1 protein-coding gene is annotated in these 4,700 nt (G+C 63.3%); it reads left to right on the top strand.

Features of this window, described 5'->3' with window-relative positions:
* Positions 1-463 precede the first annotated feature (463 nt).
* On the top strand, positions 464-4,690 hold the full coding sequence (locus IRZ24_RS16945; RefSeq protein ID WP_297166738.1) for a DEAD/DEAH box helicase: 4,227 nt from the start codon (positions 464-466) through the stop codon (positions 4,688-4,690).
* The last annotated feature ends 10 nt before the right edge of the window (positions 4,691-4,700 follow it).

Raw genomic sequence — 4,700 nt, 5'->3', positions numbered from 1 at the left:
CGTCTCATCATGGCCGGAACCAGGATTGTGAAGCTGTGGCAGGTCAGCCTCTGATCCCCCCACTCATGCGCATACGCGAGGGACGCCCGCCGGACAGACTCGGAAAGCTCCCACGCGCAATCTGCTTCCTCTCACCGGTCACCGGCCACACTCCCAGAGCGAATCATAGCAGACTCCAGCCAGCGGAGCAGCCAGGAGGCGCACTTTACTGAGGCGGCAGAGCCATGTTATAATTGGCGGCACTTCGATTCCCAGCGCGCGAGAAGCGGCGCAGGCTTCCCAGCCCGGCCCTCTTCTACTCAGGAAGGACTGCCCGCGCTGAGCGCCCGCCCCGCCATGATCGCCTCGCCTAGCGCGGTCTGGCACCACAGCGCGAGAAAAAATCTGTTCCTGAGCTTTCCTTGTCCTCACCGACCTTCCTGGCAGCAGGCTCTACGGTGAAAGCTTGAAACAAGGAGCACTTATGAATCAGGCCACCAGCCAACAGCACTATGACCTTTCAACGATCGCGCGCGAGCTTCAGCAGCAACTGATCCGCTATATTGAGGCCCAATATCCTATTCGTCACAGCGACGTCGTTGAGGAGCGCCGCCGGCTGCTGGAGGAGCCGAAGGTCATTGCGCGCGAACCCTATATTGAAAGCACCCCTGGCTATCCTGGCGGGCGCTCTTATGCCGACCTGGATCTGCCGCCCGTCATTGTCCAGGCCCTGGCCGAACTGACTGGCCAGACTACAGGTCTGCCTCCGCTCATCCCTCCCCAGCTCTATCCCCACCAGGGCGAGGCCCTGGAGGCCCTGCTCCGACACGACCGCGATCTGATCCTGACCACCGGCACCGGTTCGGGCAAAACGGAGGTGTTCCTGCTTGCGATCCTTGCCCGCAGCCTCGACGAAGCCTGGCAGCGCCGCGCCAGCTTTGCCCTACCCGGTATGCGCACCCTCATTCTCTATCCCACCAATGCCCTCGTCAACGACCAACTGGTTCGCCTGCGCCATCTCTTCGGCCATGCCGCCTTCGCCCGCTGGTTCAAAGAGCGCTACAGTCTTGACCGCCCGATCCGCTTCGGCATGTATACCTCACGTACTCCCTACCCAGGCCAGATGAGCCAGGAACGCAACAAGGCCCTCCTGCTCCCTCTGCTCGACTTCTACGCCAACGTGACCCCAGAGCAACGCCAGGAGCAGGAAGAGAGGGGGCGCTGGCCAGCCTGCAATCTGGAACGCCTGCGCGACGCCGCCAGCCGGGGAGCAGTCGAGATCGATGCCAACGATCGCGAACTCTACAGCCGTCACCAAATCCAGCGCTGCTGCCCCGACATCTTGATCACCAACTACTCGATGCTGGAATACATGCTGATGCGCCCTATCGAGCGCAGCATCTTTGCCCAGACAGCCCAATGGCTGGAGAGCCATCGAGACAACAGCTTGCTGATTGTACTCGATGAGGCGCACCTCTATAGCGGCGCCACCGGCGCGGAGATTTCGCTGCTCCTGCGCCGCCTGCAGGCCCGCCTTGGCATCGGGCGCGAGCGTGTGCGCTACATCCTGACCAGCGCCAGCCTGGACCCCAGCGCCGGCGAGCAAGGCATTCTGAGCTTTGCCGAAGGGCTGGTAGGGGCGCGCGGCCCTGCCCACGCCAGCTTTGCCATTGTCCGTGGCGAGCCAGGCCAGCCACCATCGGCCCCCAGCATCGTCAACGGGCGACCGCTCCCCAGGCCCGCGCCGGAAGACGAAGGCGCAGCCCTGGCGGCCTTCGACCTGACGGCTTTCGCCAATCGCGTGCTGGACGAGGGGGCTGCGCTGCGAGCTGTAGAGGACCTCAGCCAGCGCCTCAGCTGGCCAGCTCCGGCCTCCCTGGCAGCGTTACCGCTCTATCTGGGTCGCTGCCTGAGCAGTCTTCCGAGCTTCCGTCTGCTGTGGAGCCAGACCGCCGGCAAGGCCCGCGCCTTGAGCGAGCTGGCCACCCAGCTTTTCCCGTCGCTCTCCGAGCAAGAGCGCATCCGTGCCACCAGCGCCCTGCTCAGCCTGGCCGCCGCCTCCTGCCGTGAGGATGATCAGCCCCTGCTGCCGGTGCGCGCCCATTTCCTCTTTCGCGGCCTGCCGACGCTCTACGCCTGCGTCAATCCACGCTGTAGCGCGCGCCTGCACCAGACAGATGGGCCGTCGACGCTGGGCCGGCTCTGGCTGACTCCCCGCCTGCATTGCGACTGCGGCGCACGTGTCTACGAGCTGTATGCGCACCGAAACTGCGGGGCCCTCTTCCTGCACGTTTTCACGACGACGGGCAGCGCCGGCCCCCAGACGCAGTTTCTCTGGCACGAGCCGGGCGAGGACCGTAACCAGGCCCATGAGGAGCTGCTCCTGATCGGCCCTCCCCATCCCAGGCAACAGCACCTGCAAGAGCTGCGGCTACACATCCAGACCGGCAATGCCTACGTGGTCGGGAAAGGGCAACAACCGATGGTCTGGGGGCGCGAAGAAGAGTTTATCACTCTCTATCGTCATCATCTTGAGAGGAAGAGTGAATCAGACGACAGTAACAAAAGAGATGATGAGGAGCAGGACACTACCAGCGCCGGCACCTGGAAGAGCTGCCCGGTCTGCCTCAAGCGTCTGAGCACCCCCGGCACCCTGGCCAGCCTGGCGACGCGCGGCGAGCAACCCTTCGTCAACCTGGTACGGCGCCAGTTTGAGCTGCAGCCGCCGCGTACACCGGCGCGAGAGGCAGCCCCCAACATGGGGCGCAAGGTCCTGCTCTTTTCGGATGGCCGCCAGCGTGCGGCACGTCTGGCCCGCGACCTGCCACGCGAGGTCGAGCTAGACACTTTTCGCGAGGCTCTCATTCTGGCCGCGGATCGCCTGCGCCGACGCCACGGTCAGGAGCTGGTGCCGCTCGATCAGAAGCTGCAGCGGGAGTTTATCGCTGTCTGCGCCGAACATAACCTGTATTTCTTTGACGGCGACTCGCAGAGCCAACTGCTTCAACTCATCCGCAGATTCCGCAGTGAGTATGAGGGCCAGATTGAGATCGCCGAAACAGAAGAGTGGCTGCCGTCCTTCATTCCAGGCTATCGCCGCGCTCTCCTGCGCCAGGTTGCCGACCGCTTTTATTCGCTGCCACGCATGTGCATCGCCATTATCGAGCCAGCGCCAGCCGCCTTCAGGGCCTTGAAACGTATCGCTCCCTTCAAGAAGCTGTGCGAAGAAGACGAAGACGAGCTGCGAGCATTGGCCATCCAGTGGATCGAGGAGCTGCTCGAACTGAGTGCCTTCGACAGCGCCATTTCCTTCTTTGATCGGCAGGGAACGGTCCCAGGCGAAGGTTTCCGCCGGGATGGTCGCCATTCTAAGCAGCTGCAGGCCGAGAAAATGGCCAGAGAGCTGCTCGGGGCTGGCGAGGAAGAAGAGATCCGCCAGGCTTTGATCGAAACGCTTTGTGAAGTCAACGAAGGGCAGGTTTTTCTGAAACCTGAGAAGCTGGCCCTGCGTCTGACCCTTGACGACAAGTGGTATCAGTGCCGCGACTGTACACAGCTCGTCCGGCAGCCGCTGCGCGGGCGCTGCCCGGCCAGGAGCTGTCGGAGCGAGAATCTACAGCCTCTCCCCACCGAGGACATCAGTTTACAGGCACGCACGGCCTTCTATCGCGAGCCACTGCTCCAGGTGCTGGCTGGGCAGCGCCGTCTCATGCACCTGACCGCCGAGGAGCATACTGCCCAGCTCTCTCACCGCGATAGCCAGGCGGTCTCATCGACCACCGAAGAGTACGAGCTGCGCTTTCAGGAGATCGGTATCTCAGCCAAGAAGCCGGCCATCGACGTGCTGAGCTGTACCACCACGATGGAGGTCGGCGTCGACATCGGCCAGTTGCTGGGGGTGGGCCTGCGCACCATCCCGCCGACGCGCGCCAGCTACCAGCAGCGCGCCGGACGGGCCGGACGGCGTGGGGCCGCTCTCTCAACGGTACTGGCCTACAGCGAGAACGGCAGCCATGACGGTCACTACTTCGATCACCCCGAGGAGATGATCAGCGATCCGGTACCCTGCCCGCGTCTCTCGCCCGTCAATCAGCGTCTGCTCACGCGCCACATTCAGGCCGCCCTCCTGCAGACCTTTTTCCGCGAACACGTGGAGGGCAAGACGGAGGCAGCTTTACAGCGGAGCTCGCTTCCCGAGGCCCTGGGGCGCGCCAGCGATTTCTTCCAGGAGAAAGGGGCGGCGACGTTGAGCCGCTTCGGCACGTGGCTGCAGCAGATGCTCAGGGAGCGCCCCCCAGACTTCACGCGCCACGTTATCGCCTGGCTGCCTGATGAGATCGAGGGCCAGCGCTGCGATCTCGAGCGCAAGTTTGCCATCGTTGGCGAGATTGGGGCCAGGCTCTACAAGCGTCTGGAGGAGCTGCAGCGGGAGTTTGAGGAGCAGCGCCTGCTACCGTCGGCAGGCTGGATGAGCGCTAGCAGTGCCGATGATTTGAAAGAGGTGCTCTTACTTGACCTGCTCTTTGATCAGGGCCTGCTGCCACAGTATGCTTTTCCGCGCGAGCTGCGCAGCTTTGTCATTGAAAAGAGAGAGCAGCGGCGCCTGGGCATCAAGGAGCGTCCGCAGCAGAGCGTCGATATTGCCCTTACGGAGTACGCGCCCGGGCGCGAGCTGGTGGTGAATAAGGAGACCTATCGCTGTGTCTTATAAACAAATCCGA

Origin of the sequence: Thermogemmatispora sp., assembly GCF_019683755.1 — a bacterium.
In the GTDB taxonomy this organism is placed as follows: domain Bacteria; phylum Chloroflexota; class Ktedonobacteria; order Ktedonobacterales; family Ktedonobacteraceae; genus Thermogemmatispora.
The sequence above is the reverse complement of the archived record's forward strand: the minus strand, read 5'-3'. Positions and strand labels throughout refer to the sequence as shown.

Bases quoted from the DNA above. Each gene is read 5' to 3' on its own strand.
- IRZ24_RS16945 (WP_297166738.1), top strand. From the start codon at position 464: ATGAATCAGGCCACCAGCCAACAGCACTATGACCTTTCAACGATCGCG.